At 73.6% G+C, this 13348-nt stretch carries 14 protein-coding genes; 6 read left to right on the top strand and 8 right to left on the bottom strand.

What is annotated here, in order from left to right; translation table 11 throughout:
* Positions 1–363: 363 nt before the first annotated feature.
* Complete coding sequence (locus AB0472_RS27345; RefSeq protein ID WP_366359964.1) at positions 364–687, top strand: hypothetical protein; 324 nt, start codon at positions 364–366, stop codon at positions 685–687.
* Between the two features lie 214 nt (positions 688–901).
* A complete protein-coding gene (locus tag AB0472_RS27340) occupies positions 902–1504 on the top strand; it encodes an ATP-binding protein (RefSeq protein WP_366359962.1) in 603 nt (200 codons plus the stop codon).
* Between the two features lie 49 nt (positions 1505–1553).
* Here the strand turns inward: AB0472_RS27340 and AB0472_RS27335 are convergent, their stop codons facing one another.
* The 3 genes from AB0472_RS27335 to AB0472_RS27325 form a co-directional block, all read right to left on the bottom strand.
* Positions 1554–1844 (bottom strand): SHOCT domain-containing protein, encoded by a 291-nt coding sequence (locus AB0472_RS27335; protein WP_366359960.1) that lies wholly within the window; start codon positions 1842–1844, stop codon positions 1554–1556.
* A gap of 209 nt (positions 1845–2053) precedes the next feature.
* Positions 2054–3289, bottom strand: a complete 1236-nt coding sequence (locus AB0472_RS27330; RefSeq protein ID WP_366359958.1) for an ROK family protein — start codon at positions 3287–3289, stop codon at positions 2054–2056.
* Positions 3290–3391: 102 nt separating this feature from the next.
* On the bottom strand, positions 3392–4042 hold the full coding sequence (locus tag AB0472_RS27325) for an alpha-ketoglutarate-dependent dioxygenase AlkB (protein ID WP_366359956.1): 651 nt from the start codon (positions 4040–4042) through the stop codon (positions 3392–3394).
* Positions 4043–4109: 67 nt separating this feature from the next.
* Between AB0472_RS27325 and AB0472_RS27320 the strand changes: the two genes are divergently transcribed.
* Together AB0472_RS27320 and AB0472_RS27315 are read left to right on the top strand one after the other, a co-directional pair.
* Positions 4110–5240 (top strand): methyltransferase, encoded by a 1131-nt coding sequence (locus tag AB0472_RS27320; RefSeq protein ID WP_366359954.1) that lies wholly within the window; start codon positions 4110–4112, stop codon positions 5238–5240.
* A gap of 204 nt (positions 5241–5444) precedes the next feature.
* On the top strand, positions 5445–6224 hold the full coding sequence (locus AB0472_RS27315; RefSeq protein ID WP_366359952.1) for a DeoR/GlpR family DNA-binding transcription regulator: 780 nt from the start codon (positions 5445–5447) through the stop codon (positions 6222–6224).
* Between the two features lie 36 nt (positions 6225–6260).
* Here the strand turns inward: AB0472_RS27315 and AB0472_RS27310 are convergent, their stop codons facing one another.
* The 3 genes from AB0472_RS27310 to AB0472_RS27300 all read right to left on the bottom strand — a co-directional run bounded on the left by AB0472_RS27310 (position 6261) and on the right by AB0472_RS27300 (position 8464).
* Positions 6261–6656 carry a luciferase family protein gene (locus AB0472_RS27310; protein WP_366359950.1) on the bottom strand — a complete coding sequence of 132 codons (396 nt, stop codon included), beginning with the start codon at positions 6654–6656 and terminating at the stop codon, positions 6261–6263.
* A gap of 204 nt (positions 6657–6860) precedes the next feature.
* A complete protein-coding gene (locus AB0472_RS27305) occupies positions 6861–7790 on the bottom strand; it encodes a carbohydrate kinase family protein (protein ID WP_366359948.1) in 930 nt (309 codons plus the stop codon).
* A complete protein-coding gene (locus AB0472_RS27300; protein WP_366359946.1) occupies positions 7787–8464 on the bottom strand; it encodes a class II aldolase/adducin family protein in 678 nt (225 codons plus the stop codon). Before AB0472_RS27300 ends, AB0472_RS27305 begins: the two co-directional genes overlap by 4 nt.
* Positions 8465–8522: 58 nt before the next feature.
* Here AB0472_RS27300 and AB0472_RS27295 point away from each other — a divergent pair, with 58 nt between their 5' ends.
* Positions 8523–9245, top strand: a complete 723-nt coding sequence (locus AB0472_RS27295) for a TetR/AcrR family transcriptional regulator (protein ID WP_366359944.1) — start codon at positions 8523–8525, stop codon at positions 9243–9245.
* Positions 9246–9599: 354 nt separating this feature from the next.
* On the opposite strand, the gene AB0472_RS27290 is transcribed toward AB0472_RS27295, so the two are convergent.
* On the bottom strand, positions 9600–9854 hold the full coding sequence (locus AB0472_RS27290) for a hypothetical protein (protein WP_366359942.1): 255 nt from the start codon (positions 9852–9854) through the stop codon (positions 9600–9602).
* A 533-nt stretch (positions 9855–10387) separates the two neighbouring features.
* Between AB0472_RS27290 and AB0472_RS27285 the strand changes: the two genes are divergently transcribed.
* Positions 10388–11554 carry an MFS transporter gene (locus tag AB0472_RS27285; RefSeq protein ID WP_366360206.1) on the top strand — a complete coding sequence of 389 codons (1167 nt, stop codon included), beginning with the start codon at positions 10388–10390 and terminating at the stop codon, positions 11552–11554.
* An 8-nt stretch (positions 11555–11562) separates the two neighbouring features.
* On the opposite strand, the gene AB0472_RS27280 is transcribed toward AB0472_RS27285, so the two are convergent.
* Positions 11563–13308 carry an alpha/beta hydrolase gene (locus tag AB0472_RS27280; RefSeq protein ID WP_366359940.1) on the bottom strand — a complete coding sequence of 582 codons (1746 nt, stop codon included), beginning with the start codon at positions 13306–13308 and terminating at the stop codon, positions 11563–11565.
* Between the last annotated feature and the right edge of the window lie 40 nt (positions 13309–13348).

Raw genomic sequence — 13348 nt, 5'->3', positions numbered from 1 at the left:
GACTCCTTAGGCTTCGCGCCGACGGCGCCCGAACGCGGCCGACGCCCCGATCATAGACACCTTCCACACGCTTCTCACCTGCATAAACGCATCTTTGAGCGCCTCAAAGGCCCCCCTGGGGAACAGCGCCGGACCGTGGCCCGAACCCTTCGGGGGCGCACGGCGGCGAATGCTCCGAGCGCCCCCCGCCCGGCGGCCCGTGCGCACTGGTGCTCCACGCCGGGGGCGGGCAGACTGCCACCGGACGGGACGAACGTCCCGAACGGGGGCGCACACTGGACCACGACACGAGCCGGAGCGCGCCGGGCCGAGGCCACAAGCCCGCGGACGGCGGCCGACGTACTCGAAAAGGGGCGGGGCAGGATGGCGGAGCCGGAGTTCACGGCGACGGGCGTGCGGATCGACAAGCGGCTGCGATCGCTCACCCGGGCCGGGCAGGTCCGGATAACGGACGGCAGGCTGCAGTTGCTCACGAGCTACGGCAGCGAGATCGACAGCGCGCCCGTCCAGGCGGTACGGGCCTCGAAGCCGTGGTTCGCGTCGGAGGACCGGGCCCTGGCCGACCTCAACGGCCAGCGCTACTCACTCACCCTGGGTGACCACGACCCGGCGCCGGGCGAGCCGGGTCCGCCGGCGGCGCGCCGCTTCATCGAGGCGGTACGGCGGGCCGCCGGGCGCGACCACTGAACCACGCGGAGCTGCGGAGCGTGACCACCGGACCACGGCGAGTTGCGGGACCGGACGCACTGGGTCACGCTTGTCTCACGTCACTCTGGGTTTACCGGCGATAACGCTGCGAACCAGCCCGCCGGCCACGACAGCAGGCGGCCCCATGGACGGCGGCGCCCTGCTGGATCCGTTCTCCGTGTTCTTCCGGACCTCACGTCGGGGAGTCGCAGTCGTGATCGAACACCCAAGCAGACACTGCTCGGTGGAGCTCCAAGCCTTGCCGTCGCGGATCGGTCAGGTCCGCAGAATCGTATCTGCGCAGTTGCGTTACTGGCATCTCGACCCGTTGATCGACCGGGCGGCGCTCGGCGTGACGGAGTTGCTCACCAACGTCCACCGGCACGCCCGGACCGACAAGAACTGCACCGTGGAGATCGAGCTCCAGCTCGACCGCCTCACGGTGTCGGTCCGTGACCACGATCCGCGCCTTCCGGTGGTCGAGGACGGCACGGAGATCGCGCCGATGGCCACCTGCGGGCGAGGCCTCGCGATGGTGGCCGCCGTCAGTGAGAGCTGGGGGGTACGGCCGCACGACGACGGCAAGGTCGTGTGGTTCACCCTGCCGGCACCGACGGTGACCCCGGTGGCCGCCGCCCGTCCGCAGCGCCGCGCCGCCGAACCGGCGGCACCCCGCCTGATCGTCGACCCGGACCCCGGGACCGCCGCCGCACCCACCGTCGCGCACGCGCCGGCCGGGGCCCCGGCCCACGCGCACGTGACCGCCGCGGTCCCGGGCGCCGCACACGCTCCCGCCCGCTCGGCTGTCGCCAGTTGAGCGGGCGGTGAGTCTCCTCGCCGAGTCTCACCCCGGCACTACCGCTCCGTCATACCGCGCCCCCCTTGCCGACACGGCCGAACTGCTCCTCCAGGACGGACAGCCGGCGCCAGTACTCGTCCTCGTCGATCTCGCCGGAGGCGAAGCGACGGCCGAGCACCGCGAGCGGCGAGTCGCCGGCCGGACGACCGGCGTCCATCGGGCGCCAGGGTCCACCGCGGCCGCGCCACACGGTGCGGCGCAGGAACGTGACGGCGCCGATCACGACGGCCGCCCAGATCAGCGGGAGGAACAGAATCCACGGGCCGGGCCCGCCGTTCCAGTTCGCCATGTTGTGCATGTCGGTCAACTCCCCGGAGTCTCGGTGTGATGCAACGAGACTGACCGCCGGGAGGGGGCCGCGTCGTCCTGCGGCCGACGGCACCGCACGTACCTCCCGGGGAGTACACCGCGGCGTGATCCCTGCGTTCGCCCTTGCTGCGGTACGGGGGGGTCCACCGGATGGTCGGGTCCGACGGCGCGGTGGTGACCGGGCCGCGCGGTCGGCCGCTACCGAAGCGCCCCGAGTGGGTCGTCCAGTACCGGCTGCCAGGCCAACTCAGCCGCTCCCACCAGGCTGTTGTGGCTCAGCGTGCACGGCAGGATCGGCACGCTGCCGCTCTGGCCCCACAGGCTGCGGTCGGCGACGACGGCGCGCAGCCGCTCCGGGTCGGCGTCCAGGAGGGTGCGGTGCAGGCCGCCGAGGATGATGCGGTCGGGGTTGAGGATGTTGACCAGTCCCGCCAGTCCGAGGCCGAGGCGGTCGATCAGGGCCTCGGTGGCCCGGCGGACGGTCGGGTCGGCGTAGTGGGCGCGGACCAGGTCCTCGGCCTGCCGCAGCAGCGACACCTCGGGGCCGGGATCGCGGCCCGCCTCGATCAGCAGCGCCAGGGGATCGGCCTCCACGTCCAGACAGCCCCGGCTGCCGCAGTGGCAGGGGCGGCCCTCCGGGTTCACGGGTACGTGGCCGACCTCCAGGGCGAGGCCGGAACTCCCCGTGTGCAGGCGGCCGTCCAGGACCAGCGCGCCGCCGACGCCCCGGTGCCCGGTGGCCACGCAGAGCAGGTCCCGGGCACCCCGGCCCGCGCCGTGCCGGTGCTCGGCGAGCGCGGCCAGGTTCACGTCGTTGCCGGCGAACGCGGGGCCGGTGATGCCGGCCGCGCGCACGCACTCCGCGAAGATCCGGCGTACCGGCGCCCCCACCGGCCAGGCCAGATGGAGGGGGTTGAGGGCGAGGCCCTCCGGTTCGGCGACGGCGGACGGCACGGCGAGACCTGCGCCGACACAGCGGAGGCCGGTGCCGCGCAGCAGGTCGGCGCCCGCCTCGACCACCGAGCCGAGCACCTTCGCGGGGTCGGCGTCGACGGTCTCGCAGCCGGGCGCGGTCGCGACGATCCGGCCCCCCAGGCCGACCAACGCCGCGCGGAAACCGTCGGCGTGGACCTGCGCGGCGAGTGCGACGGGGCCGTTCTCGGCGACCTCCAGGCGGTGCGAGGGGCGGCCCTGCGAACCCGCGGCGGCGCCCGGGTGGGCGTCGACCCTGATCAGGCCGAGCGACTCCAGTTCGGCGGCGACGGCGCCGGCCGTGGCCCGGGTGACGCCGAGTTCGGCGGTGAGCACCGCGCGGGTGGGGGCGCGGCCGGTGTGCACGAGTTCCAGGGCGGGGCCGAGTGCGCCGCGCCCTCGGTCCAACCGGGGTTTCGAGGTTCCGTTCCCCGTCGGGCCGGGGGCCGCGTTTCCGCTCATGGGAGGGAGTCTGCCATGATCCCTAGTGTTGGACAGTGCCGGTGCGTCGAGGCTGGTCGTGCGGTCCCCGCACCCCTGACAGGAGGCTCCGGGCCAAGCGCGTCAGAGGCCGCTGACGCGCAGAGTGATGTTCAGCCGTCCGGACAGTGCCAGGTCGACAGGGCCCGTCCCCGGATACACCTTCGGCACTCCGTGATACGCGAGCCTGCTCACGCCACCGAAGACGAACAGATCTCCCGACCGCAGCTCCACGTCCGTGTAGGGCCTGCCCCTGCTCTCCGTGTTGCCGAAGCGGAAGACGCAGGTGTCCCCGAGGCTCAGCGACACCACCGGCGCGTCCGACTTCTCGTCGGCGTCGCGGTGCATGCCCATACGGGCGTCGGCGTCGTAGAAGTTGATCAGTGCGATGTCGTACGACAATCCGCCGACCGCCGCCGGGCCCAGGACGTCGGTCACCGCGCGGCGGCCCAGTTCGCCGAGCCGGCCCGGGAACGGCTTGACGGGGCTGCCGTCGCCGTCAACGGCCGTGCGGGCGTAGGCGTACGGGTACCAGTGCCAGCCCAGGCAGACCTGGCGGGCGCTCATCGTGCCGCCGCCGGGCGTGCGGACCGTGCGCAGGCCCGCCGGCGGCCGGGCCCAGTCGCGGCAGGCGGCGAGCAGCGCGCGCTGCCGGTCCGTGTCCAGCCAGTCGGGGACGTGCACGGCGCCCGGCGCGATGCGGGCGCGCGCCCTCGGGAACAGTTCATCCTCCATGCCCCCATCCTGCCCGACCGGGCCTGAGCTGCGGCTCCGCTAGCCTGGAGGCACGATGAGCGACCGTATGACGACTGCCTGGGGCGAGTTCGAGCTGTCCCGCTTCCCGGACGACCCGCGCGACCGGCTGCGTGCCTGGGACGCCTCCGACGCGTACCTGCTGCGGCATCTGGACCGGGAGCGCACCGGGCTGTCCGGCACGGTCGTAGTGCTCGGCGACCGCTGGGGCGCGCTGGTCACGGCACTGGCGGCGCACCGGCCGGTGCAGATCACCGACTCGTACCTGAGCCAGGAGGCGACCCGCGCGAACCTGGCGCGCGCGGGTGTCGAGCCGGGGACCGTGCAATTGCTGACCACGCAGGATCCGCCGCCGGACCGGGTGGACGTGCTGCTGGTGCGGGTGCCGAAGAGCCTCGCGCTCCTCGAGGACCAGCTGCTGCGGCTGGCGCCCGCCGTGCACGCGGGCACGGTCGTGATCGGGACCGGCATGGTCAAGGAGATCCACACGTCCACGCTCCGGTTGTTCGAGCGGATCCTCGGGCCGACCCGGACCTCGCTCGCCGAGCAGAAGGCCCGGCTGATCCACTGCACGCCCGATCCGGCGCTCGACCGCCCGTCGAATCCGTGGCCGTACAGCTACCCGCTTCCCGACGGCATCGGCGCGGTCTCCGGTCGTACGGTCGTCAACCACGCGGGGGTCTTCTGCGCCGACCGGCTCGACATCGGGACGCGGTTCTTCCTGGCGCATCTGCCCCGGGACGGCCGCCGGATCGTGGACCTGGGGTGCGGGAACGGGGTCGTGGGTACGGCGGTGGCACTGGCCGATCCCACGGCCGAGGTGCTGTTCGTGGACGAGTCGTTCCAGGCGGTGGCCTCGGCAGAGGCCACCTACAAGGCGAACGGGGTCCCCGGGCACGCCGAGTTCCGGGTGGGCGACGGGCTGGCCGGGGTCGCGGACGGCAGCGTGGACGTGGTGCTGAACAACCCGCCGTTCCACTCCCACCAGGCGACCACCGACGCGACGGCGTGGCGGATGTTCAGCGGCGCGAAGCGGGCGCTGCGGCCGGGCGGCGAGCTGTGGGTGGTCGGCAACCGGCACCTGGGCTACCACGTGACGCTGCGCCGCCTGTTCGGCAACAGCCAACTGGTGGCGAGCGACCCGAAGTTCGTGGTGCTGAAGGCGGTCAGGCGCGGGTAGTCCGGGCGGCGGGCGCCGGTCCGCCGTACTGACCGCCGACGTCACCCGACTCCGCGTCCGTTTCCAGGACTTGATGGTGGCGGCCCATCGTGATTGTTCCTGCACGGTAGAGCCATCTTTCAAGCACAACCAAGCATCGGTTCGACATTCAGGTGCGCTAGGGTCACCGGCAGCCACCGAAATGCCGAGGAACGGAGGCGGCGGATGTCGCGCGACGCCCGCTGGCAGGCGCTGCTCGAATTGCTGGTCGAGCGCGGTCGCCTCGAGGTCGAGGAGGCGGCGGCGGAGCTCGCGGTCTCCGCGGCCACCATCCGGCGGGACCTCGACCAGCTCGCCGAGCAGCAGATGCTGGTGCGCACCCGGGGCGGGGCGGTGGTGCACGGGGTGTCGTACGAGCTGCCGTTGCGCTACAAGACGGCGCGGCAGGCCTCGGAGAAGCAGCGGATCGCCAAGGCGGTGGCGGACCTGGTCGAGCCGGGCGAGGCGGTGGGACTGACGGGCGGTACGACCACCACGGAGGTGGCCCGCGCCCTGGCCGTACGCGGAGACCTCACCACCGGCACGCCGGCGCTGACGGTCGTCACGAACGCGCTCAACATCGCCAACGAGCTCGCGGTGCGGCCCCAGTTCAAGATCGTGGTGACGGGCGGGGTGGCGCGCCCGCAGTCGTACGAGCTCATCGGACCGCTCGCGGCCGGGGTGCTGGGCCAGATCACCCTCGATGTGGCGGTGCTCGGCGTGGTCGCCTTCGACCTCGTCCACGGGGCCGCGGCCCACGACGAGGGGGAGGCCGCCGTCAACAGGCTGCTGTGCGAGCGGGCGGCCCGCGTGGTGGTCGCCGCGGATTCCAGCAAGCTGGGCGGGCGGGCGTTCGCCCGGATCTGCGCGGCGGAGCTGGTGGACGTCCTGGTCACGGACACGGCGGCGGCGCCGGAGACGGTAGGCCGGTTCGAGGAGGCGGGGATCCGGGTCCTGACCGTGTGAGCGCGACCCGGCACCGGCCCGGCAGTCGCCGCCTGGTCACATCCCGCTGGTGTCCGCGCTGACGAATCCCGCACCCCGCTGGTCGTTGCAGCCGAACACGGGCCGGTCGGCCGGGTCGGGCCAACTCTGCTGGGCCTGGAGGGCGACGCTCACCAGGGTCAGCAGCAGGTCGACGTCGCTCGCGGCGTCGAGACGTATGGTCACCCACTGCGAGCCCGGCACGATCCGGATCGCTCCGGTGTTCTTCAGGTTCTTGGCGAAGTGCCGGATGGCATGCGCGGTGAGACGCAGGTCCACATCGCGGTCGGAGTGGAAGTGCGCGATCTCGCCCTGCGCCGAACTCACGCCCTGACCCAGGCCGCAGCTCGGTACGGCCTGGGTCAGGTCGGGCCAGGTCGCCAGTTGCGCCAGAGCGCGCAAGGCCAACGTCATGAGGCCATCATGGCCCGCTCACTCTCCGGTAACCAACCAGCGAGCAGTTATTAACCGAGCTGTTGCCGGAGCCGGCCCGAACACAGGCGCCCGGGACGAGTGGACATCCGCAGGAATTCAGTGGTTCGAGGGACGGGAGGTACCTCTCGGGCGTCCGGGACGACCCCGGTCGGCGGCACGCGTTGTGCGGGTCCGACACCCGGTCTACACGCGCCTGGTACCCGCCGCCGCGAACGCGTCGGCGGCGGCGAGGTCGAAGTCCCCGTGGTCGCTGCCGAGGCCCTGGGCGACCAGGGCGGCCACCGCGTTGCCGAGGACGGCGGCGTCGTGCGGGGTGCGGCCCAGGCCGATGCCGTAGACGAATCCGGCCGAGAAGGCGTCGCCGCAGCCGGTGGTGTCCACGACGTCGATCTCGAAGGCGGGCACCGGTTCGGCGCCCTCGGCGGTGACCAGCAGTGCGCCGTCGCCGCCGCGGGTGACCGCGACCAGCCCGGCGCCGGCGCCGACCAGTTTCTTCGCGCCCGCCAGCAGGTCGTCCTCGCCGGAGAAGCCCAGCACCTGGTCGTCGTTGGGCAGGAGGTGGTCGACGTACGGCAGCGCGGCCGCGATCTGCTCGAAGCTGCCGAGCACGCCGGGCGCGAGCAGGTCGACGGAGGTCGTCACGCCGTGCTCCCTGGCGAAGTGCAGGATGCGCGCCGCGGCCTCGACGCCGATCAACTCCGGGCCGCCGAGGTGGAGATGGTCGGCCTCGGCGAGGGCGTCCCAGGGCACGTCGCCGACGCCGTAGGTGATGTTGGCGCCGAGCAGGTGCAGGGAGGGCCTGTCGCCGTTGGGACGGATGGGCAGGACGCTCGCCGAGGTGGCGGTGTCGGTACGGCGGACGAGGAACCCGGTGTCGATCCCGGCCTTGTGGAGCAACTGCACGAGCATGTCGCCGGTCGCGTCGGCGCCGACGGCCCCGGCGCTGCGCACGGTGGCGCCGAGCTTGGCGAGGCTCAGTGCGGTGCCGCCGGCGGTCCCGGCCGCGGTCATCCTGATGTCCTCGACCAGGGTGGCGCCCTGGCCCTCGGGTATCGCGTCCACCGGCCGGACCAGGACGTCCAGCACGTGCACGCCCATCGTGACGACTCTCATGGCTTGCCCTCCTGCAGGGATCGGGTGGTGCCGTAGTTCCGGGCGATCGCGGCCTCGATCACCGCGAGCTGCTGCCGTTCGTCCAGGACCCGGGGCGTTCCGAGGGCCGCCGCGTGCTGGTAGACACCGCAGGCCCATTCGAGCAACAGGGCGTTCTCGACGGCCTTGTCGAGGGTGGGGCCGACGGTGACCGAGCCGTGGTTGGCCATCAGCGCGGCGCTGCGGCCGTCGAGCGCGGCGAGCACCGACTCGGCGAGTTCCGGGGTGCCGAAGGTGGCGTACGGCGCCACTCGCACGGTGCCGCCGAGGGCGAGCAACTGGTAGTGCACACAGGGAAGTTCGTCCAGGACGCAGGAGAGGGCGGTGGCCATCGGCGCGTGGGTGTGGACGACCGCGCCGGCGCCGAAACGGCGGTAGACCCCGAGGTGCAGGTCGAGTTCGGAGGTCGGCTCCAGGGTCCCGGCGACGACCTCGCCGTCGAGGTCGACCACCGTCACCTGGCCCGCGGTGAGTTGGGCGAGCACGGCGCCGGTCGCGGTGACCGCGACCCGGTCGCCCACCCGCACGCTGACGTTGCCCGCCGTTCCGACCAGCAGGCCCGCCGCTCCCAGGCGACGGCAGACGTCCGCCACCGCGGCCCGTTCCTGAACCAGCGCGGAGCTTGAGTCCGTCATGGCCGCGACGGTAACGTAAACCTGAAACAAAGTCACGTTCAGATTCAGGGGTGGTCCTGTGACCGACCCGGCCGCCGGGGAGACCGGGGCTGTGCTGCGCCGCACTCCCCAACAGGCCCGCAGCAGAGCCCGGTTGGCGCGGGTACTGAAGGCGGCCGAGCGCGTGCTGATCGCCGAGGGCGTGCCGGGGCTGACCACCACCCGGGTCGCGGCGGAGGCCGGGGTCTCGGTCGGCTCGCTGTACCAATACCTGCCGGACCGGGACGCGATCATCGACGCGCTGGCCGCGACCTACTTCGCCCAGCTCGAAGCGGTGATGGAGGAGTTCGTGCGCGACGCCGCGACCGAGCGCTGGTCCGACCCGGTCGGCGTGCTGATCGACACCTACGCCGGGCTCTACCGCGCCGAACAGGGCTTCCGGGCCCTGTGGTTCGGCAGCGGTCTGACCGACCGGACCCGGGCGGCGGACCGGGAGCACAAGCGCCGGATGGCCGACGGGGTGCGCCGGGTGCTGCTCGCGCTCGGCATCGCCGGTGACACGGCGGGGCTCGGCCCGGCCTGCCATGCCGCCGTCCTCGCCGCCGACGCGCTCGCCCAGGAGGCCTTCCGCCGCGACGCCGAGGGTGACGCCGCCCTCCTCGACGAGGCCAAGGTCATGCTGCGCGGCTACCTCACGGCCCTGGCCGACAGGCATGCACGGCGGGACGGCGGCGGGACGGGCGCCGGCCCCCTCGGCGGACCCGTTCCCGGACCGGCCGGACGCCCGGAGCGGGCGCCCTGAAGCCGGCCAGTTCACGCGGGGCCCGGTCGACGCCCGCCGCGGGTCCGGCTCGCTCCGCGCCGCGGGCACCGCACCTCCGTACGGCTGCCGCCCTTACGGAATAAGAGGTCCCGGTTCGCCGCGGCCGAGGTCCTCGCCGGTCTCCGGGGCCGGTCACTCGCCGCTCTCCGGGCCCGGTCGGTCGACGGGCCACACGGCGCCCCTCAGTTCCTTGTCCATGGTCCGCGAGCACACAACCGACCGCCGAGGCGACGAAGGGCAGGCTGTCGCCGAGTGCGAACGGGGCACCGCCGAGCGGCGCGCCCATCAGGTTGCCGCCGCTGGTACGCACCTCCTCCTGCACCAGCGCCCGGCTCAGCTGCTCGGGCGGGACCAGGGAGCGCAGCGCGAGCATGCGGACGGGCCGCCGAAGGCGATGCCGGCGCCGAGGAGGACCGCGGCGGACATGAACTGGGCGACGGTGAGGCCGTGCAGCGCCATCGCGACCGGCACGCCGGCGACCGCGGCCGCCTGGAGCCCCAGCGCACCCACCAGAACCACCCTGCGATCCGCCCGGTCGGCGACGACCCCGCCGGGCACGGCCGGCACGAGCATGGTGCCGGTCTGCACCGCCCCGAACGCGCCCGCGGTCGCCGGGGAGCCGGGGAGCCGGGGAGCGCCAGGACGAGCAGCGGATACGCGAGCCCTGCCGTCCGGAGACCCGGCAGAGAGCTGACGGCCCCTGCCCAGAAGACCTGGAACCGCCAGTTCCTGCGGAGCGGCACACCCGTCGCCCCGGACGCCGGCACACCCACCGCCCTCCGCGTCAGCACTGCGCCTCCCCGTCGTCACGGACCCTGTGCCGCCGACGGCCCCGGACGCACCCCGCAACGCCCGCCGGCCCGAGGCCGACATCCGACGGCAGCCGCGGTCGGGGCTCCGTCAGGTCTGCTCCGGAAGGGCCAGTGTGCTCCCTTCCGGTTCGATTCCAGGGTCTGTGGCGACAACGACACCGGATGGTCGAGCGCGGAAGCCGGCCGGCCGGATCGTGGGCTCGCTCACGCGCGTGGATGCGGCATCCGGGCAACGCCTTGTCCCGATCGGCGTCCCTCACCTAGCCTGCGTTTGTGCCGCTAATAAACAAAACCCGGATGCACAACGTCGTGCCCGGCAGCTCCCTCGCCCGGCTCCGTGTCGCCCTGACCGTCTTCTTCGCCATGGACGGCTTCGTCTTCGCGGGATGGGTCGTCCGTATCCCTGCCATCAAGGAACAGACCGGCGCCTCGGCCAGTGCCCTGGGGCTCGCCCTGCTCGGTGTGTCGGCCGGGGCCGTGATCACGATGATGTTCACCGGACGGCTGTGCCGCCGCTACGGCTCGCACCCGGTGACCGTCGTCTGCGCCGTCCTGCTCTCCCTCAGCGTCGCCCTGCCCCCGCTCACCCACTCGGTTCCCGCCCTCGGCGCCGTACTGCTCGTCTTCGGCAGCGCCTACGGCGGCATCAACGTCGCGTTCAACAGCGCCGCGGTCGACCTGGTACGAGCCCTGCGGCGGCCGATCATGCCCAGCTTCCACGCCGCCTACAGCCTGGGCGGCATGCTCGGCTCCGGTCTGGGCTCACTGATCGCGGGCGCGCTGACCCCCACGCAGCACCTGCTCTCCCTCACCGCCGTCGGCCTCCTCGTCACCCTTGTCGCGGGCCGCACCCTGCTTCGCACTCCCCCGCCGGCCACCCCCGGGGACGACGTGCCGCAGGGCACCTCCGCACCGCGCCGCCTGGCACCCCGCACCCGGCTGCTCGTCGTCACGTTCGGTCTGATCGCCCTGTGCACGGCCTACGGCGAGGGGGCCATGGCCGACTGGAGCGCCCTGCACCTGGAGCAGGACCTGGGTGCCGCACCCGGCGCGGCCGCGATCGGCTTCTCCTGCTTCGCGCTCGCCATGACGGTCGGCCGGCTCAGCGGGACAAGGCTGCTCGAAGCCCTGGGCCAGACGCGCACCCTGGTGTTCGGCGGCCTGACCGCCGCGACCGGCATGCTGCTCGGCGCGCTCGCCCCGGCCCTGTGGGCGGCCCTGACCGGGTTCGCGATCACCGGGCTCGGCCTCGCCAACCTCTTCCCCGTCGCCGTCGAACGCGCGGGTCGGCTGGCCGGCCCCGACGGCGTCGCCATCGCCTCCACCTTCGGCTACGGCGGCATGCTGCTGGGGCCGCCCGCCATCGGCTTCATGGCGGACTGGCTCTCCCTGCCCACCGCCCTCACCACGGTCGCCGCCCTCGCCGCCACCGCCGCGGCCATCGCGCTCCTGACCCGGCGCACGGCGGGGCACTGAGCGGGCCGTCAGTCCAGCAGGCCCGGTTCCCGCACCGACTCCAGCATCCCGGCCAGCCGCACCGTGTCGGCGGACGTCCACTCCGGTGGGCTGGTGATCTCGGCCCAGGCGCTCGTCGGCAGGGTGCCGTACCGGTGGCCGAAGCCGTCCGGGACGCTGTCGGCGCCGGCCAGGTCGCAGGCCACCTGCCAGAAGGTCAGCAGCGGATACCACTGCATCGCCGGTGAGACGTCCCGGGCGCGCGGCCGGTCCAGCCAGTCCGGCCGGTGGAGGGCGAGGTCGGGCGACCACCAGACGACGGGGTCGGAGCCGTTCTGGAGGTAGACCGCGCGCGGCTCGCCCCACGGCGCGTCCGGGACGGCGTAGTCCGCCGGTACCTGCGCGAAGCGCACATGTGCCCCGTCGGCGACCACCGGCCGCCACTCGGGGCTGCCCGGCTGCCGTTTCGCGGTGACCGACTTCCACAGCGGGTTGTCGTAGGTCGGCCCGACGAACAGCGCGCCGCCGGTCTCCGCGACGAGCGTGGGCAGGGAGCCGTTCAGGGCGGACTCCATGGAGAAGGAGCCGAGGCTCTCGCCGTAGACGAGCAGCCGGGGCCGGGAGGCGGCGGGGAGGGTCCGCCACTTGGCGTAGACGGCGTCGAAGAGGGCTCGTCCGGTGGCGGCGGCCTCGTCCTCGGTGAGCGCGGAGACCCAGCTGGGGAGGTAGGAGTACTGCATGGCGACCATGGCCGTGTCGCCGCCCCACAGGTACTCCAGGGGTTTGCTGCCCTGGTCGTTGATCCAGCCGGTGCCCGTGGTGCCCATGACGGCGAGGATCCTGCGGGAGAAGCCGCCGGTGCGTTCGAGTTCGCGTACGGCGAGGGCGGCGCGTTCGTCGAGGGTGTCGGCGGAGCGCAGGCCGACGTAGACCCGTACCGGATCCTCGGCCGGGCGCCCGGTGAAGGCGGCGATGTCGGCGCGGGACGTGGCGGTGCCGACGAAGTCACGGCCCTTGGCCCCCAGGGTGTCCCACGGAGCGGCGGACTCGGGGCTGCCGGAGAGGGTGGGCAGCCCCGGCCGGTGGACGCCCTTGGTGGTGCCCTGGTCGGCGAGGGACGCGGCGCTCTCGATCGCGTCCAGTGCGGCGCGCAGCAGGAAGCCCTGGACGACTCCGACGATCACGAAGGCGGTGAGGACGACCCCGGTGGCGTAGGCGACGGAGCGCGGGACGAGGGCGCCGAACGCGTGGGCGACGACGCGGGTGCCGAGGCGTACCGTCCGGGCGGCCAGGAGCAGCAGCGTGGCGACGAGTGCGGCCACGACGGGGACGAGCGCCCACTGCCACCGGACGAGGTGCGGGGGCAGGTTCACCGCCCGGCGGACCTGGCCCTCCCAGCGGACGCTCCAGGCGGTGGCCGTGACCACGGCGGCGGCGCCGAGCACGGCCAGGGCCGCCCACAGGGCACGCCGGACCCGCCGCCGGACGCGGACGCCGGCCCAGCGGAGCAGCAGCCGGGCAAGCGTCTCCGCCACGGCCCCGACGGCGTAGCCGACGGCCGCCGAGACACCGGCCGCGAGTCCCTGCAGCCACCAGGCCCGCGGGAGCAGGGACGGGGTGAGGGACAGGCAGTAGCACAGCAGCGCCACCGCGATCCCGCCCCAGCACGGCCGCCGCCGGACCACCCGGTCGGGGCCCAGGTGCCGGCGCACCCGCGCCGCCGTCCGCCGGGTCCAGTCCTTCGTACGATTCAGAGCCCTGCCCGCACCACTCACTTCGTCACCTCCGGACCACGATCGGTCACCGCACCCGCGA

The sequence above is a fragment of the Streptomyces sp. NPDC086777 genome (genome assembly GCF_040702065.1).
In the GTDB taxonomy this organism is placed as follows: domain Bacteria; phylum Actinomycetota; class Actinomycetes; order Streptomycetales; family Streptomycetaceae; genus Streptomyces.
The sequence above is the reverse complement of the archived record's forward strand: the minus strand, read 5'-3'. Positions and strand labels throughout refer to the sequence as shown.

Excerpts from the sequence above, each read along its gene's own strand:
- AB0472_RS27345 (WP_366359964.1), top strand. The coding sequence starts at position 364 with ATGGCGGAGCCGGAGTTCACGGCGACGGGCGTGCGGATCGACAAGCGG.
- AB0472_RS27335 (WP_366359960.1), bottom strand. The coding sequence starts at position 1,844 with ATGCACAACATGGCGAACTGGAACGGCGGGCCCGGCCCGTGGATTCTG.
- AB0472_RS27330 (WP_366359958.1), bottom strand. The coding sequence starts at position 3,289 with ATGAGCGGAAACGCGGCCCCCGGCCCGACGGGGAACGGAACCTCGAAA.
- AB0472_RS27325 (WP_366359956.1), bottom strand. The coding sequence starts at position 4,042 with ATGGAGGATGAACTGTTCCCGAGGGCGCGCGCCCGCATCGCGCCGGGC.
- AB0472_RS27320 (WP_366359954.1), top strand. The coding sequence starts at position 4,110 with ATGACGACTGCCTGGGGCGAGTTCGAGCTGTCCCGCTTCCCGGACGAC.
- AB0472_RS27315 (WP_366359952.1), top strand. The coding sequence starts at position 5,445 with ATGTCGCGCGACGCCCGCTGGCAGGCGCTGCTCGAATTGCTGGTCGAG.
- AB0472_RS27310 (WP_366359950.1), bottom strand. The coding sequence starts at position 6,656 with ATGACGTTGGCCTTGCGCGCTCTGGCGCAACTGGCGACCTGGCCCGAC.
- AB0472_RS27305 (WP_366359948.1), bottom strand. The coding sequence starts at position 7,790 with ATGAGAGTCGTCACGATGGGCGTGCACGTGCTGGACGTCCTGGTCCGG.
- AB0472_RS27300 (WP_366359946.1), bottom strand. The coding sequence starts at position 8,464 with ATGACGGACTCAAGCTCCGCGCTGGTTCAGGAACGGGCCGCGGTGGCG.